The 25,153-nt window shown below is 63.9% G+C and carries 23 protein-coding genes; 11 read left to right on the top strand and 12 right to left on the bottom strand.

All coding sequences use genetic code 11. The annotated features are described in order from the left end of the window. Window positions 1-4: 4 nt before the first annotated feature. Together OPU71_RS05910 and OPU71_RS05905 are read right to left on the bottom strand one after the other, a co-directional pair. A complete protein-coding gene (locus OPU71_RS05910; RefSeq protein WP_267726120.1) occupies window positions 5-787 on the bottom strand; it encodes a DUF3108 domain-containing protein in 783 nt (260 codons plus the stop codon). Between the two features lie 45 nt (window positions 788-832). After that, the gene (locus tag OPU71_RS05905) at window positions 833-1,618 is read right to left on the bottom strand and encodes a hypothetical protein (protein ID WP_267726118.1); all 786 of its coding nucleotides are present in this window, start codon (window positions 1,616-1,618) and stop codon (window positions 833-835) included. Between the two features lie 95 nt (window positions 1,619-1,713). Between OPU71_RS05905 and OPU71_RS05900 the strand changes: the two genes are divergently transcribed. Next, window positions 1,714-3,627 (top strand): ATP-binding cassette domain-containing protein, encoded by a 1,914-nt coding sequence (locus OPU71_RS05900; RefSeq protein ID WP_267726116.1) that lies wholly within the window; start codon window positions 1,714-1,716, stop codon window positions 3,625-3,627. 44 nt (window positions 3,628-3,671) lie between these two features. Here the strand turns inward: OPU71_RS05900 and OPU71_RS05895 are convergent, their stop codons facing one another. Then, the gene (locus OPU71_RS05895) at window positions 3,672-4,124 is read right to left on the bottom strand and encodes a hypothetical protein (protein WP_267726115.1); all 453 of its coding nucleotides are present in this window, start codon (window positions 4,122-4,124) and stop codon (window positions 3,672-3,674) included. Between the two features lie 374 nt (window positions 4,125-4,498). Between OPU71_RS05895 and OPU71_RS05890 the strand changes: the two genes are divergently transcribed. After that, window positions 4,499-4,858, top strand: a complete 360-nt coding sequence (locus OPU71_RS05890; RefSeq protein ID WP_267726114.1) for a 50S ribosome-binding protein YggL — start codon at window positions 4,499-4,501, stop codon at window positions 4,856-4,858. 42 nt (window positions 4,859-4,900) lie between these two features. Here OPU71_RS05890 and OPU71_RS05885 read toward each other — a convergent pair whose 3' ends face one another. Then, the gene (locus OPU71_RS05885; RefSeq protein WP_267726112.1) at window positions 4,901-6,529 is read right to left on the bottom strand and encodes an alpha-amylase family glycosyl hydrolase; all 1,629 of its coding nucleotides are present in this window, start codon (window positions 6,527-6,529) and stop codon (window positions 4,901-4,903) included. Window positions 6,530-6,905: 376 nt separating this feature from the next. Between OPU71_RS05885 and OPU71_RS05880 the strand changes: the two genes are divergently transcribed. The 7 genes from OPU71_RS05880 (at window position 6,906) to OPU71_RS05850 (ending at window position 14,401) form a co-directional block, all read left to right on the top strand. Beyond that, window positions 6,906-7,124 (top strand): hypothetical protein, encoded by a 219-nt coding sequence (locus tag OPU71_RS05880; protein ID WP_267726110.1) that lies wholly within the window; start codon window positions 6,906-6,908, stop codon window positions 7,122-7,124. A 26-nt stretch (window positions 7,125-7,150) separates the two neighbouring features. Next, a complete protein-coding gene (locus OPU71_RS05875) occupies window positions 7,151-8,299 on the top strand; it encodes a glycoside hydrolase family 5 protein (protein WP_267726108.1) in 1,149 nt (382 codons plus the stop codon). Window positions 8,300-8,338: 39 nt separating this feature from the next. After that, window positions 8,339-9,070, top strand: coding sequence for a DUF3047 domain-containing protein (locus OPU71_RS05870; RefSeq protein WP_267726106.1), 732 nt, complete (start codon window positions 8,339-8,341; stop codon window positions 9,068-9,070). Next, window positions 9,058-10,614, top strand: a complete 1,557-nt coding sequence (locus OPU71_RS05865) for a phospholipase D family protein (RefSeq protein WP_267726104.1) — start codon at window positions 9,058-9,060, stop codon at window positions 10,612-10,614. Before OPU71_RS05870 ends, OPU71_RS05865 begins: the two co-directional genes overlap by 13 nt. A 67-nt stretch (window positions 10,615-10,681) precedes the next feature. Continuing rightward, the gene (locus tag OPU71_RS05860; protein ID WP_267726102.1) at window positions 10,682-11,080 is read left to right on the top strand and encodes a hypothetical protein; all 399 of its coding nucleotides are present in this window, start codon (window positions 10,682-10,684) and stop codon (window positions 11,078-11,080) included. A 116-nt stretch (window positions 11,081-11,196) separates the two neighbouring features. After that, on the top strand, window positions 11,197-11,709 hold the full coding sequence (locus tag OPU71_RS05855; protein ID WP_267726100.1) for a hypothetical protein: 513 nt from the start codon (window positions 11,197-11,199) through the stop codon (window positions 11,707-11,709). A 112-nt stretch (window positions 11,710-11,821) separates the two neighbouring features. Beyond that, window positions 11,822-14,401: a hypothetical protein gene (locus tag OPU71_RS05850; protein ID WP_267726098.1), complete on the top strand. Its 2,580-nt coding sequence runs from the start codon at window positions 11,822-11,824 to the stop codon at window positions 14,399-14,401. A gap of 133 nt (window positions 14,402-14,534) precedes the next feature. Here the strand turns inward: OPU71_RS05850 and OPU71_RS05845 are convergent, their stop codons facing one another. Together OPU71_RS05845 and OPU71_RS05840 are read right to left on the bottom strand one after the other, a co-directional pair. Next, on the bottom strand, window positions 14,535-15,140 hold the full coding sequence (locus OPU71_RS05845; RefSeq protein WP_267726096.1) for a hypothetical protein: 606 nt from the start codon (window positions 15,138-15,140) through the stop codon (window positions 14,535-14,537). A 43-nt stretch (window positions 15,141-15,183) separates the two neighbouring features. Continuing rightward, the gene (locus OPU71_RS05840; protein ID WP_267726094.1) at window positions 15,184-16,320 is read right to left on the bottom strand and encodes a pyridoxal-phosphate-dependent aminotransferase family protein; all 1,137 of its coding nucleotides are present in this window, start codon (window positions 16,318-16,320) and stop codon (window positions 15,184-15,186) included. A gap of 383 nt (window positions 16,321-16,703) precedes the next feature. On the opposite strand from OPU71_RS05840, the gene OPU71_RS05835 reads away from it, so the two are divergent. Further along, window positions 16,704-17,360, top strand: coding sequence for a response regulator (locus OPU71_RS05835; RefSeq protein WP_267726092.1), 657 nt, complete (start codon window positions 16,704-16,706; stop codon window positions 17,358-17,360). Next, window positions 17,357-18,691, top strand: a complete 1,335-nt coding sequence (locus OPU71_RS05830; RefSeq protein WP_267726090.1) for an ATP-binding protein — start codon at window positions 17,357-17,359, stop codon at window positions 18,689-18,691. The genes OPU71_RS05835 and OPU71_RS05830 overlap by 4 nt, the downstream gene beginning before the upstream one ends. Before the next feature lie 101 nt (window positions 18,692-18,792). On the opposite strand, the gene OPU71_RS05825 is transcribed toward OPU71_RS05830, so the two are convergent. From OPU71_RS05825 to mnmG, 6 genes are all read right to left on the bottom strand, one after another. Continuing rightward, entirely contained in the window at window positions 18,793-19,914 is a 1,122-nt protein-coding gene (locus OPU71_RS05825; protein ID WP_267726088.1) for an HD-GYP domain-containing protein, read from the bottom strand. Window positions 19,915-20,134: 220 nt separating this feature from the next. After that, window positions 20,135-20,980, bottom strand: a complete 846-nt coding sequence (locus OPU71_RS05820) for a ParB/RepB/Spo0J family partition protein (RefSeq protein WP_267726086.1) — start codon at window positions 20,978-20,980, stop codon at window positions 20,135-20,137. A 62-nt stretch (window positions 20,981-21,042) separates the two neighbouring features. After that, window positions 21,043-21,840: a GNAT family N-acetyltransferase gene (locus OPU71_RS05815; RefSeq protein ID WP_267726084.1), complete on the bottom strand. Its 798-nt coding sequence runs from the start codon at window positions 21,838-21,840 to the stop codon at window positions 21,043-21,045. Between the two features lie 11 nt (window positions 21,841-21,851). Next, window positions 21,852-22,622, bottom strand: a complete 771-nt coding sequence (locus OPU71_RS05810) for a ParA family protein (RefSeq protein ID WP_267726082.1) — start codon at window positions 22,620-22,622, stop codon at window positions 21,852-21,854. Continuing rightward, window positions 22,622-23,248, bottom strand: coding sequence for a 16S rRNA (guanine(527)-N(7))-methyltransferase RsmG (rsmG, locus tag OPU71_RS05805; RefSeq protein WP_267726080.1), 627 nt, complete (start codon window positions 23,246-23,248; stop codon window positions 22,622-22,624). The genes OPU71_RS05810 and rsmG overlap by 1 nt, the downstream gene beginning before the upstream one ends. Beyond that, a complete protein-coding gene (mnmG, locus tag OPU71_RS05800; protein WP_267726078.1) occupies window positions 23,245-25,140 on the bottom strand; it encodes a tRNA uridine-5-carboxymethylaminomethyl(34) synthesis enzyme MnmG in 1,896 nt (631 codons plus the stop codon). The genes rsmG and mnmG overlap by 4 nt, the downstream gene beginning before the upstream one ends. Window positions 25,141-25,153 lie beyond the last annotated feature (13 nt).

The raw sequence follows: 25,153 nt of genomic DNA, 5'->3' as shown, positions 1-25,153 counted from the left end.
AGATTCACTTGGGCAGTGCGGGAATTGCTGACAGGCGCTGGTCGAAGATCACACCGTACTTGGCGTTCAGATCAAGCCGCACACGCAGCGGGAAGCCATCGCTCTCGCGCAACCAGATCTCGACCATCGGGTCATCCTTGGCGTAGCGCTTGCGCGTCAGTTTCACCGCCGGAACCATCACGCCCGCGACTTTCGCGGTGTCCTTGCCGGGAACAAAACTCATCAGGCGGGTGGAGATGCCATCGGTTGCCGCAATCGTTGTTTCAGCCTTGGGCAGCGGCTGCTTGTAGAACAGGTAGGGCAAAGCGGCCACGTCTGCGGTGCGGTACTTGATCGCCTCGCGCTTGGTGATCTTGCCACCCTTGTAGTACGCGGCAACCTTGCTGGTGTAATCCAGCGTGACCAGCCGAGGCTCGCCGTTTCCGCGCTTCTCGGTGAAGCGGCGCGACGTCAGGTAGCCGCCGCCGGCGCTTCCCTCGCTGGTCCGCACTGCGGTGTCGCCGGGGAGCAAGGCTGCAATCATCGACGCCGCCTTCACGGTGGAATTGACGCGGTAGCTGGTGGGCGCGAGGCTCACGGTGTCGGTCATGGTGCCAACCGGGATCGCACCTCCAAACATGCCGATCAGCTTTTCTGCATAGCGGGCGGCATCGGGGTGGTCTTTCGCGCGCCGCGCATCAACTGAGGCACTGACCTCGTACTGCGCGGTAAAGCTGACGGTCTGAGCCTGGCTGGTGCTGCTTGCGGCCAAGGCGAGAATTGCTGCAATGGTGAAAGGTCGTTTCATGTCTTGATGAGGCGTGTAGCGCCTGTGAAAGGTAGCAACGCCCGCTTACAAGGCCGGCGGCGGGGGGGGCGGCGGCGGCATCCCGCCGTCAGCCGGGGGCGTCTGGGCCGGCGCAAGCGGCGGCGGAGGCGCTGCGTTCTGGGGGAGCGGCCCGCCCTGCTCTTCGAGCGGGGGCAGATCGCTGGGCTTGGCTGCCGGCTTCGACGCCTGTTTGGCCTCGTACTTCTGGCGCTTGAGTTCGTAGCGCTGTCGATCTTCCTGCGCCTGCTTGGCGCGCGCGGCGGCCGCCTCTGCTTCTTTTGTGCGTTTCTGCGCAAGGGCCGCGTCACGCGCGGCACGATCCGCCAAGGCCATCTCGGCGCGCGCCGGGCCTTCGGCGATGCGCTTGTTGTGCTCGGCCTGCTTGCGGGCGATTTCCTCGCGGCGCTTCTTGTCGTCGGCGCGGTATGCCTCGGATTCCTCAGCACGCTTCTCGGCCCGTGCGGGGCGCGCCGCTTCGCGTTCGGCCTCGCGGGCAGCCACTTCGCGCGCCTTCACTGCACGCTCCAGGTTGCCGGCGGCGGTTTCCTTCTCGCGCACCGCCTTGCGGCGCAAGACCAGTTCATCGTTGAGCTGGTCCAGGCAGCGATTGACGAGGAACTTCTTCGCGCACACGGCCTGCCCCGCAACGCGGTCGCGTTCAATCGTGGCGAACTCTTCCGCGGCCTTTGCCCGCAGCGCTTCGGCTTGTTGCAGGTCGGACTTGTCGCGCGCCAGCGGGTCGAGCTCGGCAAGCGCCGGCATCGCGATGGCGAGCAAGGCAAACAGGATCGGTGGAGCTAGGCGCGGCATGGGACCGACGGAAAACGCAGAGGCTGAAAGATAGCCGATTTTGCAGTGCAACGCGCCGTTACAATCGTTGGTTTTTGCTGTTGCCGGGCACTCGAATGATCCTCTTTCGCAACCTAGTCATCGCGCGCGGCGCGAAGCGCCTGATCGACGGCGCCAGCCTGCAGATCCACCCCGGCTGGCGAATCGGCCTGGTCGGCGCCAACGGCAGTGGCAAGTCGACGCTGTTCGCGGCCTTGCGCGGTCTGCTGCACGCCGAGTCCGGCGACCTTGAGATGCCGGCCACCTGGACGATCGCGCACGTTGCGCAAGAAACGCCGGCGCTCGATCAGCCGGCGATCGAGTACGCGCTGGATGGCGACGCCGAATTGCGCCGGCTTGAGGCCGAGCTGAAGGTAGCCGAGGAGAAGCACGACGGCCACCGCATCGGCGAAATCCATGCGCGGCTGCTCGAAATCGACGCCTACGGCGCGCGCGCCCGCGCCGCCGCACTGCTTGATGGCCTCGGCTTCCTGCCGAACGAGATCGAGCGACCGGTCGCGAGCTTTTCGGGCGGCTGGCGCATGCGGCTGAATCTGGCGCAGGCGCTGATGTGCCGCTCCGATCTGCTGTTGCTCGACGAACCAACCAACCACCTCGACCTCGATGCAGTGGTGTGGCTCGAAAAGTGGCTGGCCAGCTACCGCGGCACCCTGGTGCTGATCTCGCACGACCGCGATTTCCTCGACGGCACGGTGGATCATGTGCTCTACCTTACCGATCAGCGACTCACGCTCTACACCGGCAACTATTCGGATTTCGAAGGCCAGAAAGCGGCACAACTGGCGCAACAGCAATCGATGTTCGAGCGCCAGCAGCGCGAAGTCGCGCACCTGGAAAGCTACATCAACCGCTTCCGCGCCAAGGCCACCAAGGCGCGCCAGGCGCAAAGCCGGATCAAGGCGCTCGACCGCATGGAGCGCATTGCCGCCGCGCACGTCGATACGCCCTTCGACTTCACGATCCCGGCGCCTGAGCGCGCGCCAGACCCGATGCTGGTGCTCGACGACATCGCCGCCGGCTACAGCGACAAACGGGTGCTGGAGCATGTGAAGCTGACGCTGCGGCCCGGCATGCGGATCGGTCTGCTGGGGCCCAACGGCGCCGGCAAATCCACGCTGATCCGGCTACTCGCTGGCGACACGACCCCGCTCGGCGGGGTTCGTACCGAGGCGCGCGGGCTGGCGGTCGGCTACTTCGCCCAGCACCAGCTCGAACAACTGCGCGAAGACGAATCCCCCCTCGCGCACTTCATTCGCCGCGAACCGCAGACGCGCGAACAGGATCTGCGCAACTACCTCGGCGGTTTCGATTTCCGCGGCACGATGGCGGACACGCCGATCGGGCCGTTCTCCGGTGGCGAAAAGGCGCGGCTCGCGCTGGCGCTGCTGGTGCGCGGCCAGCCCAACCTGATGCTGCTCGACGAGCCGACCAACCACCTTGATCTGGAGATGCGCCACGCGCTGACCAAGGCGCTGGCCGAGTATGAAGGCAGCATGGTTCTGGTATCACACGACCGCGCGCTGCTGCGCACCGTGTGCGACGCCTTCCTGCTGGTGGCGGACGGCAAGGTCGAAGCGTTCGACGGCGATCTCGACGACTACCTCGCGTGGCTCGAAGCGCGCCGCGCCCGCACCGCCGCCGCCAACGTCTGCCAGGTCGCCGCGCAGGACAAGGCCGAACGCCTGCAGGCCCGTGCCGACGAGAAGGCGGAGCGGCAAGCCAAGATCGCCCGCCGCCGCCCGCTGGTGAAGGAACTCGAACAACTCGAACGCAAGATGGAAGGCTGGAACGGCGAAAAGAAACTGCTCGACGCCCGACTCGCCGACCCCGCGCTCTACAACGGCAGCACCGACAACGCGCAAATCCAGACGCTGCTCAAGCGCCAGGGCGAACTCGCCACGCTGATCGACGACGGCGAACTGCGCTGGCTGGAGATCCACACCGAGCTGGAAGAGATCGGCGAGGTGTAAGGCAAACGCGCCGCTGATCGAATCGATTCACGCGGCGCCGATGCTCACTTGCCCGTCATCGCCGCGCAACTGCTCAGGTCTGGGATCGGGCTGCGGTCGGGGCTGGCCACGCCGTCGTGCTTCATGCCGTTGCGGCGCACGATGACGGACTTGGCGTTCGGCTTGACCGGCAACCAGTACTCGGTGCGTCCGCCTACGAAGGCGACGATTTTCACGCTGACGCCCACCATCAGGGACATCACGGTCGGATGGTTGATGTTGAGCTCCTCGCCAGCCTGCTGCAGGCGCTCGGTCTGCATGTGGCGGATCAGCGGTTGAAGTTTTTCATTGATGCAGGTTTCGCCTTGTTCGCTGATCGGGCCAACACCGTAGAGCGCGATTGTGCTGCCAAGATACTGCCAGACCGAGGTCGGCGAAGCGGCGAGGGTTACGGGTGTGGCCAGCGCAGCCACCAGCGCAGTCAAAGTAGTTTTTTTAATTTTCATGAAGAAATCCAAGCTTTTTTGAAAGACGCAGCCGAGGCCCAGCGCATGCGCTTATGGCATGCCGATGGACTCGGTCGCAGGGTCAAGTCTACTCCTCTGCGAATGCATAATGCATTGCGGGCACATTAAGCTTTGCGGCTCCGGGCCGGCGTCATGAAGAATCTACGTAGCGAGCACGCGCATCTCAGCAATAATGCCCAAGGCAGACGTGATCGCGCCTTGCCGGTTTGCTGCTTGCCTGAATGCTTGCCCCTCCGCCCCGCCCTCCGCTTTGGCGCAACATCGATTCGCGCGCCCCAGCCAGGGCGCATACTGCTTTCACACTGACTGCCCGCTGCGCCGATGGATTGGGGCGGCAATCACGCTTTTGCGCAGAGGAATCCGCCATGCCCCACGCCAAGACCTGCACCCGTATCTGTGGCATGAACCGCCGCCAGCGCAAGAAGCGCCGTGTCGGCGAATTCCAGGAGTTCGTTTTCGCGTTCCGGCTGGCGACGCATGCGCCGCTGTCGGCCAGCGAGTTCGCCGGGTTTTCGACCGAGTTCGGCCGCTTCGTCGATGGCCACGGCCCGATCGTTGGCGGCATGGCTCAGCTGGAGCAGGACGGCGCGATCTTCGGCAGCGTCGCCTCACGCGACCGCGGCTCGCCGACCGAAGCCAACCGGGTGGCGGTGGAAGCCTGGTTCTCGGCGCGCGCCGAAGTGTCGAGCATTGAGGTCGGCTCGATGTTCGACGCCTGGCGCTGAGGTAAACAGGGGGCCACGCTGGCTGGCACCCCTTTCCGGCGCTCAGGGCGCGAGCTTGTAGACCTGCGCGCTCTTGGCGGGGAGCTTGAACGACACTACGCCTGTCGCATCCGAAATCAGTGCTGAGGCGTTGCCCGGATAACGGTTGTTCCACGTCGCACGACTGCCCGGCATAGTCAGGCTGAGTTCAGCAGCAGCATCACCGTAGTTGATAACGACAAGCAGCTTCTCGCCGCCGGACGTCCGCGTGAAGGCGAGCACCGATGCATTGCCGCTCACGACTGGCGAGATGTCGCCACGGCGCAGTGCGGTTTCCTCATTGCGCAAGGCGATCAGCTGTTTGTAGGTCGCGTAGATCGAGCCGCTGGCGGTTTGCTGCGACGCGACGTTGTAGGTGGCCGAATTGTCGGCAAGGCTGCGGAAGGGGCTGCCGGTGGTGAAGCCGGCGGTCTTCGCATCGGCAGTCCAACTCATCGGCGGACGCAACTGATGATCGTGGTTAAAGGCGCTGCCGGACTCCTTGGTGGCAAGGCTGATGCCGATCTCATCGCCGTAGTAGATGAAGGGGGTGCCTGGCAGGGTCAGGAGTGATGCGATCGCGAGTTTGTAATTCGCCTCGTCGCCACTGAACTGGTTGAACAAGCGGTCGCCGGCAAAGGTGTCGTGATTCGTCAGGATCGTGGACATCTGCGGCAGCGCCGGGCTGGCCAGATAGCTGGCGAGTTTGCTGTCGACGACGCCGTTGCGCGCGCTAGCCACCAGCGCCGAATGCAAACCGAAGAAGAAGGCCGAGCCGCAACCGTTCTGCGCCGCATACTCCGGCGCTGGCACGTCTTCGCAAACCATGAAACGGTTCGGGTACTTGTCGATTTCGTCGTGAAGACGCTTGAGTAGCGCGAAGGTCTCCGGCTGATTCTCGGTCAGGTAATCGTTCTCGATGAAGTTCTGCACCGCATCCATGCGGAAGCCGTCGATGCCAAGGTTCAACCACTTGCGCATCGACGCGACGTGATAGCTGACCACCGCCTCGTTCGTCAGATTGAAATCAGGCATCGCGACATCGAAGGGGCCGTAGTAGTACGCGTTGTTGAGCCGGCGCCAAGGACTGGGCACCCACCACGCCCAGCCCGGATCTTCGCGGCGCCACATGTACCAGTCGCGCTTGTTCTCAAGGCCATAGGTCGAATCGTGGAACAGCGGGTTACTCGCTGAACTGTGGTTCATCACGTAGTCGAGCAGCACACCGATGCCGCGCGCATGAGCGGCATCGATCAGGCGCTTGAGTGCCGCTTCACCGCCGAATTCCGTCTCGATCTTGCGGTAGTCGGCGACGCCGTAGCCATGGTCGTGATCACCGGACGCAAACACCGGCATCAGCCAGATGCCCTTCACGCCCAATTCGGCGAGGTAGTCCAGGCGCGAGATCAGGCCATCGATATCGCCCTGGCCATCGCCATCGCTGTCCTGATAGCCGCGCACGTAAATCTCGACGAACACGGCATCGCGATACCACCCGTCTGGCAGCGCACTTGGGCTCGTCGCCACCGCAACCGGTGACATGTCCAGCGCACCGCTCTGAGGTTCCGGCTTGTTTGCATCACCGCCACCGCAGGCAGTCACAAGGCAACTCACCAACACTGCAATGGTCAGAGAACGACGACACGATTTCATGACGCACTCCATCAAACGGGGGACGTCAATATAGGCGGCGCGCGCATATGCCTTTCAGCTTTGTTCTGCACCCCGTGATACACGCCTTCATTTCCGCTTAAGCCCGGCTGACAAAGGCTTAAGGCACTGGTTTGCAGAATGCAGCCATGCACTCGATGACGAGTCGCCGAGCCAAGCCAAGCCAAGCACCGGAGAATGGCCATGAAGCAGCGGATCCTTTCCATCTCAGGCTGCCGCCAGGCGAACCTGCCGCCGGCGACGCTGCGCCGAATGTTCAACCCCGGACTGATGATTGTGGTCGGCTACATGAATCGGGCAAATTGGGGCGACCGAGATCGCCGGCGGTGCGGGCTTCGGCTATCGGCAGCTTGCCGTCGTGGTAGTCGCGAGCTTGCTCGCAATGGGCTTCCAGGTGCTTGTGGCGCGGCTTGCGGCAGTGAGCATCGCGCTCGACGGCTTCGCGAAGGCAAGCCTGATCGCGGCGAACACGCTGATCGCACTACTCGACCTCCACCTCGTTGCGGTCTACATCTGCGCTGGGTTAGCAAAGCCGCAGCCCGCCACTGTGCGTCGCCGCAGCGGTGCGGAAAGATAGGCAACTCGAATTCTGAGGCCCATTCGATGCTCCAGCTCTTCGCTGCCTTACTGCTGCTTACCTTGTCGGCGTGCGCCGGCACGCCGGACTATCCGGCGCCGCCAGCCCCATCGCTGCGCCGAGCGGCCCCGGAGACCATCGGCCCACACCAGTTCCTCCACGCCAGCGGCACGCAGTGGGTGGATGAAGCCGGCACGCCGGTGCGGCTGCGCGGCGTGGCTTTCGGCAATGAGGTGTACTCGAAGAATCCGCTGCCGACCGCGCACCACAGCGAAGCCGACTATGCCCGGCTGCGCGCGATGGGGATGAACCTGGTGCGCTTCTACCTCTACTACGGCACGCTGGAAGACGATGCCGCGCCCTTGCGCTACAAGGACAGCGGCTGGGACTGGCTTGACCGCAATGTGGCCTGGGCACGCAAGCATGGTGTGTATCTGATCCTGAACATGCATGCGCCGCAGGGTGGCTTTCAGTCGCTTGGCGAGGGCGGTGCGTTGTGGTCACAAGCAGCGAATCAGGATCGCTTTGTCGCGATGTGGCGGGCCATCGCGGCGCGCTACGCCAAGGAACCGGTGATTGCCGGCTACGACTTGCTCAACGAACCGGTGGTGCCGCGCGGCAAGCAGCAATGGCAGCAACTCGCGCAGCGCACCGCCAACGCGATCCGCGAAGTGGATACCCGCCACACGGTGATCGTCGAGCGGGTGAATGCGGTGGCGGACAAATGGGACAACGATGCCGAAATGAACTTCGTCACCATCGAAGACCCCAATCTGGTCTACACCTTCCACTTCTACGAGCCCTTCGCCTTCACCCACACCCATGCGCCCTGGGCCAACATGGCGCGGGTGGAAGGCGGGCAGTGGGGGCCGGATCGCCGTAGCGAGATCACGACGGGTTTCAATCGCTACCTCGATTGGGGCCGCCGCCACGGCGTGCCGCTCTACCTGGGCGAGTTCGGCCTGATCCGCGCTGCGTTCGAAGCAAATCGCAATGGCCTCGGCTGGGCGGCGGACATGATCGACCTGGCGGAATCGGCAAACCTGCCCTGGACCTGGCACAGCTATCATGAAGACTACTTCGCGCTGTATTACGGTTACGGCAAGCCGATCGACCCGGACAAGGCCAACCACGCCTTGATCGATCTGTTCCAGCGCAAGCTCGGTCCGCCCTGAGCACACCACGCCCAGGCAGACTTTCAAGAGGGAGCCTCGATGAATCTGAATTTGCTTGTGAGCCTTGGCGCAGCGATTGCGCTGATCACCCCACCCAGCGCGCTGGCAGCGGAAACGGGCCCGTGCGAGGCGCGCGATCTCGGCTTTGCGCAGCCGGCGGCCGGCTGGGTGCACCGCCCCTTGTCCAAGACCAAGCGCGACACGGTCTACACCGTCAGCAAAGAAGGCGACGTGGCGGTGCTGCGCGCCGAGGCCAAGGCCTCGGCCTCCGCGTACCTTGCCCCGTTCAAGACGCCGATCGCGGTGCCGACCAGCCTGAGCTGGCGCTGGAAGACCGATGCGCTGGTCAAGGGTGCCGATAACCGCGTCAAGGACAAGGAAGACGCGCCGCTGCGGGTGATGCTGGCCTTTGATGGCGATGTCGCAAGCCTGCCCGACGACGAGCAGACCCGCTTCAAGCGCGCCAAGCGCCTGTTCGGCAAGGAACTGCCCTACGCACTGCTGATGTATGTGTGGAGCGACCAGGTCGCGCCCGGCACGGTGATCCCCTCGGCCCACAGCAGCCAGGTCAAGATGATCGCCGTCGCGTCCGGCAGCGCCGGGCTGGGCAGCTGGCAAAGTCAGAAGCGCAATATTGCCGAGGACTACAAGCGCGCGTGGGGTGCCGTGCCCGGCAAGCTGCTCGGCGTGGCGGTGATGACCGACACCGACAACACCGGCCAGGCGGCAAGCGGCTACTACGCGGATATCCGGCTCGAATGCGCGGGCTGAAGCGGGCGCGGCGGCTTGCCGCAGGGCTGCTGTTGGCTGGCGCGATGACCGCCTGCGCCAGCCTGCCCGAGAACATGCCGCGCAGCGAAAGCCATGCGCTCACGCCCGATGGGGCGACGCGTATCGGGCGTGCCCTTGCCACGCGCCAGCCGGCCGCGGCGGGGGACAACCACTTCCGGCCGCTGCCCGATGGCGTTGACGCCCTGATGGCGCGGATCGCGCTTGCCGCCAGCGCCGAACGAACGCTTGACCTGCAGTACTACATCTGGCACGACGACCTGACCGGCCGCTTCCTCACCCAGGCCCTGCTCAGGGCGGCAGACCGCGGCGTGCGGGTACGGGTGTTGCTGGACGACGTTGGCACCTCGGGCGACGATCAGGTGCTGAGCGCGATCGATGCGCACCCGAACATCGAAATCCGGCTGTTCAACCCGGTCGCCTCACGCGGCGTGCGTGGCCTGGGCATGCTGTTCGACTTCGAGCGCACCAACCGGCGCATGCACAACAAGGCCTTTGTCGCGGATAACCAGGTAGCCATCCTGGGCGGCCGCAACATCGGCGACGAGTACTTTGGCGCTTCGCCCGAACTCGCCTTCGGCGACCTCGACGTGCTCACCTTCGGGCCGGTGGTGCCACAGGTTTCGCACGCCTTCGACCGCTACTGGAACACGCCCGCGTCAATCCCGATCGCGGCACTCTCCGGCACCGGCACGGCAGAAGATCTGGCCGATGTGCGGGTGGAGCTTGATCGCTTCACGCTCGAACACCGCGACAGCCCCTACGCCGATCTGGCGCGCGAGGCACTTGAAGCCGCTGTGGGCGCACCGGGCAGTCAGCTCTTCCCGGGCCAGGCACACCTCTTGTACGACGACCCCGGCAAGATCACCCGCGCGCCCGAGGACACCGAAGGCACGCTGATGCCGCAGTTCGCCGGGGTCGGCGTCGAGAGCAGCAAGGAACTGCTGGTGGTCTCGCCCTACTTCATCCCCGGCAATGCCGGCGTGGGCTTCTTCGCCGAACTGGTCAAGCGAGGGGTACGTGTCACGATCCTGACCAATTCACTGGCAGCCAGCGACGTGGGTGCCGTGCACTCGGGATACCAGCGCTACCGCGACGCCCTGCTCGATGCTGGCGTGCAGCTGTACGAACTGCGCCCGACCGCGCGTGTTCAGACGGGCAAGAAGAAGATGCTCGGCAGCTCTCGCGCATCATTGCACGCCAAGACCTTCGTCTTCGACCGGCGCTCGGTCTTCATTGGCTCGCTCAACCTCGACCCGCGTTCGCTGCAGCTGAATACCGAAATCGGCATCGTTTGCGACAGCCCGCCAATGGCCGATGCCATTGCCAGTGGCATCGAGGGCGAACTTGATGCGCTGGCCTGGCAAGTCGTACAGGCACCCACCCCCGGCGGCGGCACGCAACTCGAATGGATCGAAAGACGCCCCGAAGGCAAACTGCGCCTGACCGAAGAACCCGAAGTGAGCACCCTGCGGCGCCTTGGCGTATGGTTCCTGGGCCTGCTGCCGATCGAGTCACAGCTATAGACAAGACCCGCCGCTAGATCAGCCGCCGGCAAGCAATCCCCAGCCCAATTGCTTCGCACTCGCGCCTATGCCCAAGCAGGTTCCCGCCGCACTTGAAGCACACATCCTTCCGTTCCACTGGGATGTGCGAAAGGTCTGGGCGCTCGACAGTGAGCCTGTCGCAGTTCCGGTATCCGATTTTGTGTACCTGCTGGAATTGCCGCTCTGGTCGTCGGTACCCGATCAGGGCCTGCTTTTCGACGTCTGCCCGATGCAGGTGATTCGCGATCCAAGGGCGTCCGCCCATCAAACCCGCCGACTCAACAACGCAGATCTTCGATACCCGATCGACGTGCTTCTCATATCCGAAAAGCGCTGGATTCTTGATGGCGTGCATCGTATTGCAAAACACTTCGCCCAGAATCATTCAACGCTTCTAGCCCGTTTCCATGATGAATCGGTGATTCCGTTCATTCGTCAGGGCTGAGCGGCAATTCAAAATTGTCCAATCACAAAAGGGCCTCACATGAATTGGCCCGCCCTGCGAGCTCGCCGCTAAACTGCGCGGCTCAACAGAATTCATTCCACGCCCTTAACTCGAACATGAAAATCAAGTTGATCTTGCTGGCAGGCTGTCTTGGCTACGGAATCTGGTTTGCAGCAGTCGGCGGCAAGCGCATTACGCAAGAGCATGTGGCAGCCATCTACCATGAATATGCGTCTGCCTATGACCGAGGCGACGGAAAAGCCGTCTGCGATCTTTTCAGTGACGGCGTCCATGGCAAATTCTCCAGTACCGCGCGATCCATGCCAGTGAACGAAGTCGTCACCAAGGCATCGGTCTGTTCATCGGTTGATGACTTCTATCGCTCAAAAGCCGTATTGGAGGAACAGGTTGGCCACGAACTATTCACCAACATCGAATACACCATCAAATCGATCAGCATCGCACCAGATGAAAAGTCGGCCACCGCCGAAGTCCTCATGGAATTCCGGATTGGCACTGAACAAGGCTCGCTGCTCGACATGAGATCGACCCAAGTCGATGTCATCAAACGGAATTTCGGGAAAACCCGATTCACCCAATCCGATGGGTCGGTCAGCTTCTACAGATAGTCCGGTGCAAGAGCCCAGCTATCGCCGCTGACCCGGTCTTTACGCGTCTTCTCTGTGCGCATTCCAAGCACCTCACTGTGGGAGAGCTTGGCACTCTGGATCTATGTCAAAAATGAATAGTGGATACAAGATCGTCATTAGTGGAGTGCAGCCAGGCTATGCCGAGGAGCAGGTTGCCAAGGATCTGGCGCCCTTGCTCAGGCACTCGGCTGAGCAGTTGCTTCCTGCATTGCGCTCGAAGCAGGCCATTTCGCTGAGCTTGAAGGGCTCGGACTCGCTTTTGACTGCGGCGAGGGCGCTAAAGGAGAACGTAGAAAAGTGTGGCTGCGCGTGCTCGCTGGCTTCACTTTCGTCGCCTCCGCCCAAAGCGCCCGACCTTCCCGGAAAGTTCGATCACTTGAACCTGCGCCGCTTCGTCAATACCAAGGTTGGCCTGACACTCGACGCCCCCGGCTATTGGCGCGACGCCAGCAAAGATGCCTTGTTCAGGATTGAGGACACCGGCGCCGATTGCTGGTTTACCGCAAGTCTGAATCGCTCCCCCGGGGTCGATCTCATGGTTTGGGCGGAAATCCGCTTCGGGGTGGTTCCAGCCAAGATGGATTACCTCAAACCTTACCGCGAACCGTATAGCCTCAATACGAATGCCGGCCCCGCCGTGGTCGCTGAATTTCGCGGGACAGCACCGGGTGACGAAAACCCACAGCATCATCTGGTGATGTGTTTGCGCCCGGAAGCAGGGGCGGTTTCGTTGAACATCACGACAAGCGTTGCGAGTTTTGAACAGAACCAGGCGCTCTATCAATGGCTGCTGCGCACTCAGTTACGCCTGGTTGCCGCCGAAGAGGCAGGGGTCGCGCTGGAACGTCAGCTCTACGAATCGCCCCTCGACAACCGGCTAATCCATCTGAAAAATCCACCCGAGGCATTCTGGGAAAATCATGCATTGATCAACGCTGGCGCGCGCAGGGCGGCGGTTCGCTACGGAGAGAACACCTTTATCCACCGCAGAAAGTACTACTCGACCAGCCTGACCAACAAATCGGATAGACCGATCCGGGTTCTCAAATTCGGCGGATTCCGCAAGGAAGGGAATAGCGTCAGACTGGGCAATTTCACAGGCGCATGGTTTACCGCGCAGGATTTCATCGAGTGGTACGGAGTATCCAATTCCGGGTGGATCCAGCCGGGTGAAACCGTCACCGACGATAGCAACTACGGCGGGGACGACGAGGGATTCTGGGCCTACTGGTGCTGCAATGGTGCCGACGAACGCTTCATGGCGATGGCGCATCATTCGAAATCATTGACCGGTGGCCAGGTGTTTTCGCTAAATGAGCGCCAACCCGGGATGCCGGCTGACCCCTTCTCGCCCTGCCCCGAAGGTATCGCGAAACGACTGCAAGGCTTCACAAATAACTGCCTTGAGCTTGCCCGCGATCATGCCGGTCGAGAAATCGGGTTAGATGAAGGCGGCGTTCGCTGGCTCGATCAGATTATTGAGCAGCAGCGCGAGCATGGCGACCCGGCCAACCAGTTCAATTTGCTACAGGTATTTGGTGCATTCTTGGGGGATTGCATCATTCGCAAATCAGGCGGCGTCTGGGGGCGTTACGACGAGGCGATCTGTGTGCAAAGTGATGAGGGTGCGATCTTCCCCTTCAATAAGGTCGCCAAGCAATTCGAAAACGGGCGGGAGGGTGGCGACTCTGTCCTGGGGCTGTATCAAACCATCGGCGTTTTTCGGCGAAACGCTTTGACCTTGCGCCAGCAGCGCTTTTCGGACTTGTTCAGCGCTCGCCACGATTTCCGCTTCTTCGTACCCGAGAGCGGCAGCGGCACTGAAAGTTGGGCACGCGTCACGCGTATTGAAGGTCATTCGGTAACGATTCAACCGGAGTGGCTTTCGAGTTTGCCGAACGCGCCGACAATCTCCGTGATGCTGGATCAGATCAACCGGTTTCAGGTCACTGACGCTCAAGGCGAGCTGATCGATTTGGATCAGGTCGACATTCCGCCCAGCACTTCTGCACCGGCGCTTTCACCCTCATCTGGATCGCCTCGCACCCACGTTGGCAGTCCAGCCGACGAGACAATGGGAAACGCCCTCAAAGGGCTCAGGCTTGCATTTGCGCAGAACGGCGCGGCGCTCAGAGGCTATGCCCTTGAATCCGTCAAAGCCTCGTGCCCAAGGTGGATGAAACCGCAGGATCCGCTATTCGGCTTCTTCGAGAAGCAAGTAGTGCTGCTCAACGAAGGAAGGATTGTCTGGGCCGCATTGGTTCAGGCCAACCGCCTCCTCTTTTCGCCCGGACCAGACGATTGCCCGGCCGACCTAGTTTGGAGCGACGATCCCTATTTCGACACACGGCCACAGGAACTGCGCGGGATCGGGCGCAGAATTTCCCAACTGAAAAACACCACACCTTCCAATCCAGAAGAACGAAAGATTGCCGAGCAAATCACTGATGAAGTCACTCGCTCGCTCGGATGGAAACTGCCGCGATCGCTCACTGACCGGGACGTCTACTCGACCACCTTCATGGTCTTTCGAAAACACATCCCAAACGGCACGCTTACTGCGGGCTGCTTTCCAATTCTGACGCACCCCTCCACCCAGTTCGTCATGATCGTACCGTTCGAATTCTGGCCGATCGATCTGATCAGGCTTTGGAAAGACGGTCGACTGTGAATCCATACCGGCCGGCGAGTTGTTCAGAGCGAGCGACGCGCCGACGGAACCAGTTCCAGTGGCCTGATGGGTACGCCAAGGAGAGGCTGGCAACTCTGCTCGGCGCCTGGCCGCCGATAGCCCTGCAGGCCGCTTAGCCTTCTGCCGGGCAGCGCTCGAACACTGAGCGATCGAGCAGGTCGTAGCGGGTGGTGCTGCCGTCGACTTCGCGCAGCAGGAAGCTGCCCTGCCCTTGCGGCACGATGGGGTTGGCGTCGGGTGGCCAGGTCAGGCCCTTGTCGTACATCCACACGAGCTTGCCCGCCGCCACGCCCCAGTTGCCGGTCATGCCACCGTAGACGGCGCGCGAGTCGGCGTAGGCCTGGCCGCGAAAGCTGCCGTCTTCGTCCAGCACCATGCGGTAGTGTTGATCACCGCGGGTGGCCGCCCAGATGCCGACGTACTCGCAGGGGTGGTTGGGCAGCGCCTCGAACAGGGCGCGCTGCTCGGCAAAGTAGGGGCGCCCGGCCTTGCCCGCCTTATGGTCGACACAGGCCACGAAGGCCTTGGTGGATGAGAGCGCCGAGCGCTGGTTCGGGTCAAAGCGGGTGACATTGCGGCAATGACTCACCGCGTTGGCGAGTTCAAGCCGGCCGTCCTCGCACGAGGGCATCGCACTGACGATGGCGATCGCCGCGCCCGCCGCGACGAGCGACCAGACGAGGCGCTTGGGCGATACACCGCTGTAGGGATTTCTCATCCGCGCATTATCGGGCCAGCCGGCGCTGGCCCGGTGTGAGGCATCAACGGCCCAGCACGTCGCGCAGCGCGGCGGTGCAGAGGCGGATGTTCTCGACCCGCGCGCCATAGCCCATCACGCCGATGCGCCACACCTTGCCGGCGAGCGCGCCGAGGCCTGCGCCGATCTCCAGCCCGTAGTCGCTCAGCAGCGCGGCGCGCACGGCGGCGTCATCCGCCCCGGCGGGGATGCGCACCGCGTTGAGCTGCGGCAGTCGCGCATCGGGCCGCACGACGAATTCGATGCCCATTGCTTCGAGGCTTTCGCGCAGCAGCTCGTGCATTGCGCGGTGGCGTGCCCACGAGGCCTCAAGCCCCTCTTCGGCCAGCATCACGAGCGATTCGTGCAGGCCGTAGAGCGGGTTCACCGGCGCGGTGTGATGGTAGGTGCGCTTGCCGGCGCCGGACCAGTAGCCGAGCACCAGGTTCAGGTCCTGGAACCAGCTCTGCACCGGGTGCTTGCGCGCCTTGAGCTTGGCCACCGCGCGCTCGCCAAAACTTACCGGCGAGAGGCCCGGCGTGCTCGAAAGACACTTCTGGCTGCCCGAGTAGGCCGCGTCGATACCCCACTCGTCGAGCAGCACCGGCACGCCGCCGAGCGAGGTGACGCAGTCCATGATCGTCAGCGCATCGTGCTCGCGTGCGATCTGCGCCAGCGTGGCGGCGTCCGACAATGCGCCGGTGGAGGTTTCGGCATGCACGAAGGCGAGGATGCGGGCCTGCGGATGTGCCTGAAAGGCCTTGCGCACCTTGGCGGGGTCGACCGGCGCGCCCCACTCGTCTTCCACGATCACCGGCGTGCCGCCGCAGCGGCGCACGTTCTCGGCCTGGCGGCCGCCGAACACGCCGTTGACACACACGATCACGGTGTCACCCGGCTCGACCAGGTTCACGAAGCAGGTTTCCATGCCCACCGAACCCGGCGCGGAGACCGGGAAGGTCAGCTCGTTCTTGGTCTGGAAGGCCCAGCGCAGCAGGGTCTTGAGCTCTTCCATCATGCCGCTGAAGGCCGGGTCGAGATGGCCCACCGTCGGCTGCGCCATCGCCTGCAGCACGCGCGCCGGTACGTCGCTGGGGCCGGGGCCCATCAGCACGCGACGAGGCGGGTGGAAGGAGGTGATCTGCGGCGCGCTGCGGTCCATGTGGAGCTCTCCGACGGGTTCAGGTAAGCCGGTGATCTTGGTGCCGCCACGGCGGCGCGGTCAAGCCCGCACAAACCCGATCTCGATGCGCGCATGCCCTTGCCGCGCGCCGCGATGCGACGCCCGGCCCGGCGGGGCCGGCCTTAAGTCTGGCTTAAGCCTGCCGACGCCCGAAATGGCCATCATGCAGTCAGGCTGCATCCCTGCATGCGGCGGTTCCTGACACACGGGCCGGCGCGGCATCGGGCGCGGCGGCCTTGCAAGGACACGGAGCGGCGTGAGCTGCTGAAGTGGAGAGTTGGGCTCCGGCATGCCGGAGCTCTTTTTTTTGCACGTCCGGGTCGATAATCCCCCACTCGTCTGTGTGCCTGGAGCGTTCTGGAATGCGGGTATTGCTGGTGGAAGACGATCCGATGGTCGGCGACGCCAGCCGGCTTGGCCTGCTTGCCGCGGGCTTCACGGTTGATTGGGTGCGCGACGGGCGCGCTGCCGAACTGGCGATCGAAGCGAACCGGTACGCCGCCAGCGTGCTGGATCTGGGACTGCCGAAGCTCGACGGCATGGCCTTGCTCGCACGCCTGCGCGGCCAGGACAACCGCCTGCCGGTGATCGTGGTGACCGCGCGCGACGCCGTGTCTGACCGCGTTGCAGGCCTCAACGCGGGTGCCGACGACTACCTGACCAAGCCCTTCGATCTGGACGAACTGATCGCCCGACTGCGCGCGCTGATCCGGCGCAACAGTGGCCGCACCCAGCGGGTCATCCACTGCGGTGCAATTGCCTTCGACACGGAAGCCCGCAGCGTCACACTGGCCGGTGAGCCGGTTGCCTTGTCGGCACGCGAGCTCTCGCTGCTTGAAATCCTGCTCGAACAACCGGGTGCGGTGCTCTCGCGCGAGAAGCTTGAAGAACGGCTCTTCGGCTGGGGCGACGAACCCTCATCCAATGCGCTGGAAGTTCACCTGCACCACTTGCGCCGCAAGCTGGGGGCCGAGCGCATTCGCAACATCCGCGGCATTGGCTACAAGGTGGTCGGATGAACACGCCGGGCTCGATCCGCCGAACCGTGCTCGGCTGGCAGTTAGGGGCCATGCTGCTGCTGGGCTGCGTGGCCGTGCTCACCGCCTACACGCTGGCGGTGCGTTCCTTCGATGCCCTGCGCAACGTGGAGCTGTCGCAGATCGCCGATGCGGTGGCCCGCCACGGCGTGCAAGCGGGCAGCGACGATGAGCAGCCGGGCGACTTCCTCAGCCAGGTGTGGAATGCCAATGATCGGCTCGCCTACGCGAGCCACTACCCACCGGTGGCCAAACCACCGCTGCTGGGCCAGTTCGACTTTTCCTACGACGATCGCGAATGGCGCGGCTTTGCGCGCAAGTACAGCGGCCAGACGATTCTGGTGGCGCGCGAATCGGGCGCCCGCCGCGAACTGTTCATGCGCATTTCGCTGCCGATGCTCACCGTGCTGGCCGGCCTGGCGACGCTGCTGACGGTGGTACTCGGCGTGCGGGTCAGCCGCGCGCTGGCACCGCTGTCTGCATTGCGCGCGGCGCTTTCGGCGCGCGATCCGGGGTCGCTCACACCGGTGCCCGAAGACGGCGCGCCGCGCGAGCTGCGGCCCCTGGTCGGCACGCTCAATGCCTTGCTGGCGCGGGTGGAGGGCTTGCTCGACGGGCAGCGGCGCTTCATTGCCGATGCGGCGCACGAGCTGCGCACGCCGGTCACCGCGATCCGGCTTTACGCACAGCTGGCGCAGCGCGCCGATACACAGGAGGAACGCGAACGGGCAATCGCGAACATCGAGGCGAGCTGCCTGCGCGCCACCCACCTGGTGGAACAGTTGCTGGCGCTGGCGCGGCTGGAGCCTGATCGCGCATCCAGCGACAGCCCGGTCGCGCTCGACGCCTTGGCCCGCGAGGGCGTGATTGCGCAGTCGCCGCAGGCCGAAGCGCGCGGCATCGATCTGGGGCTGGGCCATTGCGATGCGGTCAGCGTGCTGGGCAACGAGGCCGAGCTGGCGATGCTGCTCAACAACCTGATCGACAACGCGGTGCGCTACACCCCGCCAGGCGGGCAGGTGGATGTTTCGGTGCGCCGCACCGAGGGCACCCGGGTAGAACTGCTGGTGGAAGACAGCGGCCCCGGCATTCCAGAGGATGCACACGCCCGCGTGTTCGAACGCTTCTACCGGCACGCCGGCAGCGAACAGCCGGGCACCGGCCTGGGCCTGGCGATCGTCAAACGGATTGCGACCCGTCATGCTGCCAACGTGATGCTGGAGAACCGCGCCGAGGGCGGCCTTCGGGTGCGCGTGTGCTGGCCTGCGCCGCTGGCACGCGATGGACGAGCCAACTCAGGAAGGTCTGAATAACTGAGCGAGAGGGATCCAGCGAAAGGCGCGGGAGTGAGCACGCCGTAACGCAGCGATGCGCAGTCGCAGCCACTTATTCAAAGCTTCCCTAAGCGCGCCGCTCAGCCCTTGTCGTAGCCGAACAGGCGCGATGGATTGATCCGCACCATCACGCTCTGGCGCGGCACGATGGATTCAATCGCGAAGTCCTTGCGCGCAGTATCGCGGCGAACCGGCTCCATGTAGGGCACGCCGGCACCGCTGATGATGCTGTAGACGAGCGGTGTCGTTGCCAGTTGCCCCCGCCGCAGGACGATCGCCACTTCCCCATTGCCAAGGCGAACAAAAGCGCCCGGCGGGTAGATGCCGATCTCCTTGACCAGCATCGCCGCCATCGGGTTTTCGTTACCGCCCATCGCCAGAAAGGAGTCGCGCGCGGCGCGGTTGGGCGGCAATGCGCTGCGCCCGGCGCGTGGGCTGATCTTCGCTCCGAACACATCGGCATGGCGAACCAGTTCGGCAATCATGCTGATGTCGGTAATGCCGCGTGGGTAGCCTTTGCCGTCGGGCGTTTCGTGGTGTTCGGCCACCGCGCGCAACCATTCCGGATGCGTGACCCCGGCCTGTTTGAGCATCGCAACGCTACGCGCCGGGTGGGCCTGGATATCGGCGCGTTGTCGCTCGGTCGGCGGCGTGCTCTGAGCGGCAAGAATCGCTTGCAGTTCAAACATGCCCAGGTTCATCGTCAGCGCTGCGTGGATGATGGTGCGGCGATCTTCATCCGGGACGCCGAGCTTCTTCGATATCAGTTCGCAGATCACCGCGGTGTGCATGGAATGCAGCACCGCATACTTGGCGGCATCGGCCTGCATCATGACGAAGATGCCGACATCGGCATCCCGCTCGGCAAGAAACTGAATCAGCATCGAGAGCTGCATCAGCTTGTCGGCGAAGTCCGGATCCTTGACGTTGTCGCGCAACAGGAGCGAGAGCTTCACATGCAGGTCAGACCACAGCCAGATCGGGTCGAATGCCTGCTGCCTGGGCTTTTCCGACGCAGCACGCTGGCGGCGGAATTCTGCTTCATCGACGAACATGCCGCGCTGCAGCAGGGAATGCAGCTGTGCTTCGGTCTGCAAGGTGTAGCCACGGCTGAGCAGCAGGTTGCCGGCACGATCACGCACATTCCAGAGCAGGGGAACCCCGATCTTCACATGCTCAGCCAGTAGTTGCAGTTGCTTCAACAGACGCTCCGGTGGTGGCGGACAACAAGCCCTGTCACGCAATTACGGCGCCGTACTGCGGGGCTTGAGGCAATGCCATGCCCGCATCGCTTGTCCCCACCCATTGTCGCTGGCGCACCGAGCCCCGGTGCACGTGACATGGGATGGACGCGGCGATGCCGCGCAACAATGAAAAACGGCCACCCTTGGGCGGCCGCTTCGGCAAGTGCGTGCGAAGAGATCAAGCAATGCGGCCGAGGATGCCGTCGAGCTGGTCGAGGTTGCCAAACTCGATCACCAGTTTGCCGGCGCCCTTCTTGTTCGCCTGGATCTTCACCATCGCGCCGAGCTTGTCGGCAAGCTCTTCCTCCAGACGCGCGACATCGCGGTTGACCGGCTTAGCGGCCTTTTCGGCCTCCGGCTTTTGCGCGTGCTGCACCGCTTTTTCAGTTTCGCGCACCGACAAGCGCCGCGCGACCACCTGGTTGGCGAGCATCACCTGCTGCACCGGGTCGAGGCTCAGCAACGCGCGGGCATGGCCCATTTCGATATCACCGGCCATCAGCAGTTCGCGCACCGGCTCAGGCAGCGCGAGCAGGCGCAGCAGGTTGGACGTGGCCGGCCGCGAGCGGCCCACCGCATCCGCCGCCATCTGGTGCGTCATGCCGAATTCGTCGATCAGGCGCTGGATGCCGAGCGCTTCTTCGAGCGGGTTGAGGTTCTCGCGCTGGATGTTCTCGATCAGCGACATCGCGAGTGCGGCTTCGTCCGGGATCTCGCGGATCAGCACCGGCACCTGGCTCAGCTCGGCAATGCGCGCTGCCCGCCAGCGACGCTCACCGGCGATGATTTCGTGGCGCCCGCCGGCAATCGGCCGCACCAGGATCGGCGACATCACGCCCTGGGTGCGGATCGACGCGGCCAGCTCCTCAAGGCTGCCGGCATCCATGCGGGTGCGCGGCTGGTACTTGCCCGGCTGCAGGTCGTCGATCAGCAGGGTTTCAAGGCGGCCCTGGTTGTCCGACGAAGTGTCGGCGCCGAGCAGCGCCTCAAGGCCGCGGCCGAGGCCCTTGGGTTTCTTGACCATGTTCGTGCTTCCTGAAAAGTGCAATCAATCGCCTCGCTGCCGCTCGGGCAACGGGGCTTCCATCATTCGATCTGCCGCGCGCGGTACCAGTAGGCATAGCGATCGGTGAAGCCAAGCTTGTGATACAGCGCGCGTGCTGCCGCGTTACCCGCGCCGACCTGCAGACACGCGTGTTGCGCGCCAGCGTTTTGCGCCCGTTCAAGCAGTGTTTTGACGATCAGGGCGGCGTACCCCCTGCCCCGCATATCTGAACGCGTATGGAGGCCGTAGAGGCCCGCCATGCGCCCATCGAAGAGCAGGCTGCCCGCCGCCAGCGGCGCGGTGCGCTCACCGAGCAGCAAACGGATGCCTTGGCCGGGGAAGGCAAGGTTGCGCGCGGTATCCACCGCGATCCGCGCGGCGTCGTCGCCGTAGAGCGCACCAGCGGTTTCACTGAACTCGCGCGCGCCGACTTCGTGCAAGGGCAATTCGCTCAGCACCGGCGCGGCGGGTGCGAGCGCGCGGATCATGACCCGCGATTCTTCAAAGGCGATGAAGCCACGCGCGGCAAGTTCGGCATCCAGCCCGGCCGGTGGCGAGAAGGGTGTGATGCGGAAGGTGAGCGGCAAGCCGGCAGCCTGGTAGAGCGCCTGTGCGCGTTCGAGCTTTTCGTCGAGCGGCAGCAGGCCGGCGCCGATGGCGTTGATGCTGCGCGCGCGCTTGGCACGGCTGTTGGCAAAGCGCACCAGCCAGCCATCGACGAGCGCCTGCTCGGTGACCTGCGTGGCGTTGAGGCCGGCATCTTCGGCATGCGCGGCAAGCGGGTCGGCCAGCTCGCGCAGGGCGAGCGGAATCGACGCGGGATCGAGGGCGGCGCCCATTGCTGCCGCGCTCAGATCGTCTTGATCCGCTCGATCATCTCGGCGGCAAAAGCGAGGTAGGCCTGCGAACCCTTGGCCGCCTTGTCGAACACTACGCCCGGCAAACCGTGGCTGGGGGCTTCGGCAAGCCGCACGTTGCGCGGGATCACGGCCTTGAAGACCTTGTCGCCAAAGTGGGATTCAAGCTGCGCCGACACCTGCTGCGAGAGCGTGCTGCGCGGATCGAACATCACGCGCAGCAGGCCGATGATCTTCAGATCGCGATTGAGCTTGGCGTGCACCTGCTTGATGGTGTTCACCAGATCCGAGAGGCCCTCGAGCGCGTAGTACTCGCACTGCATCGGGATGATCACGCCATGTGCGGCACAAAGGCCGTTGAGCGTGAGCATCGACAGCGAAGGCGGGCAATCGACCAACACGAAATCGTACTCGTCGTCGACCGCGCGCAGCGCGTCGCGCAGCCGGTTTTCGCGGTTATCGAGGTCCACCATCTCGACCTCGGCACCGGCGAGATCACGATTACTCGGCAGCACATCGTAGCCACCGGCTTCGGAGCGCGCGCGCACTTCCGCCAAGGTGTTGAGGCCGACCAGCAGGTGGTACACCGACGCCGGCAGGCTGCGCTTATCGACGCCCGACCCCATCGTGGCATTGCCCTGCGGGTCGAGGTCGACCAGCAGCACGCGCTGGCCATGCGCCGCGAGCGCGGCCGAAAGATTGACGGTGGTGGTGGTCTTGCCTACGCCGCCCTTCTGGTTGGCGACTGCGAAAATACGGGCCATCAGCTGCGCTCGAGAACGATCAAATGTCGGTGGGTGTCGGCCGCGCCAGGCAGCCGCAGGGCGATTGCTTCTTTCATCCGCACGCCGGCCGGCAGCTGTGCGAGTTCTTCATGAGGATACACGCCCTTCATGGCCAGCCAGTGACCGTCGTCAGCGACAAGGTGATCGGTCAGCTTGATGAAGTCCGCCATATCCGAGAAGGCACGCGAGATCACCGCCGTGAAGGGCTTCGCCGGCTGCCATTGCTCGACACGGACATGGTGCGATTCGAGGTTCTTCAGACCCAGATCGATCTTGGCCTGGCGCATGAAGGTGACCTTCTTCTGCACCGTGTCGACGGTATGCACTTCCAGATCCGGTCGCACGATCGCGAGCACGATGCCGGGCAGCCCGGCGCCGGCGCCGATGTCGGCGATGCGATCGACCTTCACATGCGGCAGCACGGTCAGCGAATCGAGCAGATGCAGGGTGATGATCTCGTCCGCATTACGGATCGCAGTGAGGTTGTAGACCTTGTTCCACTTGGCGATCAGCGCGGCGTAGGCGAGCAGGCGTTCGCGGGTGTCGGCGCTGAGGTCGAGGCCCAGTTCGGCGAGGCCATTGTCGAGGAGTTCTTTGGGGCTCATGCGGCGTTGAACCGCGCGTGCGCGGTCTTCTTCAAGTGGATCAACAGCAGCGAGATCGCAGCCGGGGTCACGCCCTGGATGCGGCCCGCCTGCCCGATGGTCTGTGGCTTGTGCAGCGCGAGTTTTTGCCGCACTTCGTTCGAAAGCCCGCGCACCTGTGCGTAGTCGAGATCTTCCGGCAAGGCGGTGTTCTCCTGTGCTGCCTGGCGCGAGACTTCGTCCTGCTGGCGATCGATGTAGCCCTGGTACTTGGCGGAGATCTCGATCTGTTCAACCGCCTGCGGATCGGTCACCGGGTCGGCCGGCGCGGTAGAAAGCGCCATCAGGCCGGCGTAATCAACACCGGGGCGACGCAGCAAATCGAAGAAGCGAGCCTCGCGTTCAAGCGGCTGCCCCAGCAGCTTCTCAGCCTCACCCTCGGCAAGCTTGTGCGGCACTGCCCAGCTGGCGCGCAGGCGTTCGGTTTCGCGGGCGATGGCATCGCGCTTGCGGCAGAAGGCATCCCAGCGGTGATCATCAACCAGGCCGAGCGTGCGGCCTGCCTCGGTGAGGCGCAGGTCCGCGTTGTCTTCGCGCAGCGAGAGGCGGTACTCGGCGCGCGAGGTGAACATCCGGTACGGCTCCGAAACGCCGCGGGTGATCAGATCGTCGACCAGCACGCCAAGGTAGGCCTCGCCACGCGCCGGGCACCAGGCGTCCTTGCCCTGCGCTTGCAGCGCTGCGTTTGCACCGGCCAGCAGGCCCTGCGCGGCGGCCTCTTCGTAGCCGGTGGTGCCATTGATCTGGCCGGCGAAGAAGAGGCCGGCGATCGACTTGGTTTCGAGACTGTTCTTGAGGTTGCGCGGATCGAAGTAGTCGTACTCGATCGCGTAGCCGGGGCGCAAGATGTGGGCATTTTCCATTCCCCGGATCGAACGGACGATCTGCAACTGCACATCGAAGGGCAGCGAGGTCGAGATACCGTTGGGGTAGAACTCGTGGGTTGTGAGGCCTTCGGGTTCGAGGAAGACGTTGTGGCCATCCTTGTCCGCAAAGCGGTGGATCTTGTCTTCGATCGACGGGCAATAACGCGGGCCAACCCCTTCGATCACGCCGGTGTACATCGGCGAGCGATCGAGGTTGGCGCGGATGATCTCGTGCGTGCGCTCGTTGGTGCGGGTGATCCAGCAGGGCAGTTGCTTCGGATGCTGCGCTGCGTTGCCAAGGAAGCTGAACACCGGCACCGGATCATCGCCGGGCTGCTCGTCCATCGCGGTGAAGTCGATCGTCTTGCCATCGATACGCGGCGGCGTGCCGGTTTTCAGACGGCCTACCGGAAGCTGCAACTCACGTAGCCGATGCGACAAGGTGATCGCGGGCGGATCCCCTGCCCGGCCGGCCGAGTAGTTCTGCAGACCAACGTGGATCAGACCGTTCAGGAAGGTGCCCGCGGTGAGCACGACAGTGGGCGCTTCAAAACGCAGGCCGATCTGCGTGACCACGCCGGTGACCCGGTCGGCTTCGACGGTGATGTCATCGACGGCCTGCTGGAACAGGGTCAGATTGGGCTGGTTCTCCAGGCGCTCACGGATCGCTGCCTTGTAGAGGATCCGGTCGGCCTGCGCCCGCGTGGCACGTACCGCCGGCCCCTTGCTGGCATTGAGGATGCGGAACTGGATACCGCTCACATCGGTGGTCTGGGCCATGGCGCCACCAAGCGCGTCCACTTCCTTGACCAAGTGCCCCTTGCCGATACCGCCAATCGACGGGTTGCAGCTCATCTGCCCCAAGGTCTCGATGTTGTGGGTAAGCAGCAAAGTGGCGCAGCCCATGCGGGCGGCAGCGAGTGCCGCTTCGGTGCCAGCATGTCCACCGCCGACGACGATGACATCAAAACGAGTTGGGTACAGCATGTTGTGCTCCCGC

The organism is Niveibacterium sp. 24ML, from assembly GCF_026586805.1.
In the GTDB taxonomy this organism is placed as follows: domain Bacteria; phylum Pseudomonadota; class Gammaproteobacteria; order Burkholderiales; family Rhodocyclaceae; genus Niveibacterium.
This window is presented reverse-complemented; position numbering and strand designations above follow the sequence as displayed.

Coding starts and splice junctions, on each gene's coding strand:
- OPU71_RS05910 (WP_267726120.1), bottom strand. CDS start 787: ATGAAACGACCTTTCACCATTGCAGCAATTCTCGCCTTGGCCGCAAGC.
- OPU71_RS05905 (WP_267726118.1), bottom strand. CDS start 1,618: ATGCCGCGCCTAGCTCCACCGATCCTGTTTGCCTTGCTCGCCATCGCG.
- OPU71_RS05900 (WP_267726116.1), top strand. CDS start 1,714: ATGATCCTCTTTCGCAACCTAGTCATCGCGCGCGGCGCGAAGCGCCTG.
- OPU71_RS05890 (WP_267726114.1), top strand. CDS start 4,499: ATGCCCCACGCCAAGACCTGCACCCGTATCTGTGGCATGAACCGCCGC.
- OPU71_RS05885 (WP_267726112.1), bottom strand. CDS start 6,529: ATGAAATCGTGTCGTCGTTCTCTGACCATTGCAGTGTTGGTGAGTTGC.
- OPU71_RS05875 (WP_267726108.1), top strand. CDS start 7,151: ATGCTCCAGCTCTTCGCTGCCTTACTGCTGCTTACCTTGTCGGCGTGC.
- OPU71_RS05870 (WP_267726106.1), top strand. CDS start 8,339: ATGAATCTGAATTTGCTTGTGAGCCTTGGCGCAGCGATTGCGCTGATC.
- OPU71_RS05865 (WP_267726104.1), top strand. CDS start 9,058: ATGCGCGGGCTGAAGCGGGCGCGGCGGCTTGCCGCAGGGCTGCTGTTG.
- OPU71_RS05860 (WP_267726102.1), top strand. CDS start 10,682: ATGCCCAAGCAGGTTCCCGCCGCACTTGAAGCACACATCCTTCCGTTC.
- OPU71_RS05855 (WP_267726100.1), top strand. CDS start 11,197: ATGAAAATCAAGTTGATCTTGCTGGCAGGCTGTCTTGGCTACGGAATC.
- OPU71_RS05850 (WP_267726098.1), top strand. CDS start 11,822: ATGAATAGTGGATACAAGATCGTCATTAGTGGAGTGCAGCCAGGCTAT.
- OPU71_RS05845 (WP_267726096.1), bottom strand. CDS start 15,140: ATGAGAAATCCCTACAGCGGTGTATCGCCCAAGCGCCTCGTCTGGTCG.
- OPU71_RS05840 (WP_267726094.1), bottom strand. CDS start 16,320: ATGGACCGCAGCGCGCCGCAGATCACCTCCTTCCACCCGCCTCGTCGC.
- OPU71_RS05835 (WP_267726092.1), top strand. CDS start 16,704: ATGCGGGTATTGCTGGTGGAAGACGATCCGATGGTCGGCGACGCCAGC.
- OPU71_RS05830 (WP_267726090.1), top strand. CDS start 17,357: ATGAACACGCCGGGCTCGATCCGCCGAACCGTGCTCGGCTGGCAGTTA.
- OPU71_RS05820 (WP_267726086.1), bottom strand. CDS start 20,980: ATGGTCAAGAAACCCAAGGGCCTCGGCCGCGGCCTTGAGGCGCTGCTC.
- OPU71_RS05815 (WP_267726084.1), bottom strand. CDS start 21,840: ATGGGCGCCGCCCTCGATCCCGCGTCGATTCCGCTCGCCCTGCGCGAG.
- OPU71_RS05810 (WP_267726082.1), bottom strand. CDS start 22,622: ATGGCCCGTATTTTCGCAGTCGCCAACCAGAAGGGCGGCGTAGGCAAG.
- rsmG (WP_267726080.1), bottom strand. CDS start 23,248: ATGAGCCCCAAAGAACTCCTCGACAATGGCCTCGCCGAACTGGGCCTC.
- mnmG (WP_267726078.1), bottom strand. CDS start 25,140: ATGCTGTACCCAACTCGTTTTGATGTCATCGTCGTCGGCGGTGGACAT.